We start from the raw sequence: 1,648 nt of genomic DNA, 5'->3' as shown, positions 1-1,648 counted from the left end.
CCCTCTTCTGGCGCTCTTCCTTCAAAACAAGCCGAAGGAAATAGTATACCCAATATCTTTTTCTTTTCCTTGGATGGCACTAGTCCTCCGAATGCATTGAAACGCAATGTTCCGGTATTTTTAAATCCTACGCTTGCTTGTATCACCGGCGCGTAGGTAAGATTGCTGATGGATGCCATCTCTTTACGATCTATGAACGGTAAGAGGTTAGGCAGGTTGTATGCTCCAATAGTGGAGACCACCTGACTTGCATGATAGGTGTGTTCTCCATGAGGAGTATTATACTTTATTTCCCATTTTCCGTTATGGGGTAAAATAGTTACATTATCTGCTTGTAGCGTAATATGTTTGCTCCCGATCGCTTTGGTCAGGGCTTCAGCCAGATTACCTAATCCCTGACGTGCAGAAAAAACTTTTTTGCTGGCAAGAAGATCTCGTTCAGTTTTAGGGATTTTAGCTTTAGCAATTGTTCCACGGATAAAACTGCCATATTCCTGTTCCAGATTATAAAGCTTGGGAAGGGCATACCGGGTTATCAGTGTATGTGGATTGCCGGCATACACTCCGGACAGAAATGGGTCAACTGCATAATCTACGAAAGATTGTCCCAAACGTCGGGCAGCCAGTTGGGCTACAGATTCGTCGGGATTGGAACCTTTACTCCGAAAAGGTTCACCTAAGATTCGGAACTTGTCTTTCAATGTAAACAGAGGGGTGGTAACAGCACTAAGTAATCCGGAAGGTAACTCACGGAATCGATCTCCTTTCCAGATAAGGCGTCGTTTGGATTCCTCTTTTGCGGTTTCGAGTTCGCAATGGGGTGAAAGCGCCGCGAACAGTTCGGCTACTTCAGGGTAAGATACCACTCCGGTATTTGGTCCTGATTCGTATATAAAATCGTTTTCTTTATAAGTATGTATTTGTCCTCCAGTACGTGCAGATGCCTCAAGTATATGGACTGATATACCTCTGCGTGTAAGGTAAAATGCTGTGGTCAGCCCCGTGAGACCTGCCCCTATTACAACTACTTGTGCTGATTTTGCTTCCATCGTCATACAGGTTTGGAAAATGATTTAGTTGTATGTAGCATCAGCTTGTCCAATGAAGCAGCTACATTACGCACAAATATAGTACCTTTTGGAGTAAGTTGTATATTATGTTCGCTCCATGTGATAAGTCCATCAGACGCAAATTCATTCATCCGTTCCGGATTGAAAGCTGTGGCTGCCCGGTAGGTTTCGGATGATATACCGGCTTGTCTGGCCAGCTCCTCCCAATCAAGAGAGCCGTTACACATGAGTGATTCAATGGCTTCACGGGTGAGTTGTTCCTCGTAAGAAAGAGAATATCCCTTGGTTACTGCAAAGCCTCCCTGGTTGATTGTCTCTATGTAAGCGGTAATATCTTTTATATTCTGACTATAAGCTGTGGATAGCTGACTGATTCCCGTAACACCGAAGGCATAAACTTGTCCGGTAGTTCTGCGGGTGCAGTATCCCTGAAAATTGCGGTGAAGCTGCTTCGTTTGTAGAGCAGTAAAAAGTTCGTCGTCCGGTCGTACAAAGTGGTCCATACCCACGGCTTCGTACCCGGCTTCTTTAAGAAGTTGCCTTGCCGTGTCGTACATATTGCTTTTTTCTTCTCCGGC

General features: G+C 44.8%; 1 protein-coding gene and 1 pseudogene. Both read right to left on the bottom strand.

Features of this window, described 5'->3' with window-relative positions:
- Positions 1 to 1,049 (bottom strand): protoporphyrinogen oxidase (hemG, locus tag AB7E53_RS06920; RefSeq protein ID WP_446774880.1); only part of this gene is annotated, 1,049 nt, incomplete at its 3' end.
- A 2-nt stretch (positions 1,050 to 1,051) separates the two neighbouring features.
- Positions 1,052 to 1,648: pseudogene (locus tag AB7E53_RS06915) on the bottom strand (oxygen-independent coproporphyrinogen III oxidase); the annotation flags it as partial.

The organism is Macellibacteroides sp., from assembly GCF_050251695.1.
GTDB lineage: Bacteria > Bacteroidota > Bacteroidia > Bacteroidales > Tannerellaceae > Macellibacteroides > Macellibacteroides fermentans.
This window is presented reverse-complemented; position numbering and strand designations above follow the sequence as displayed.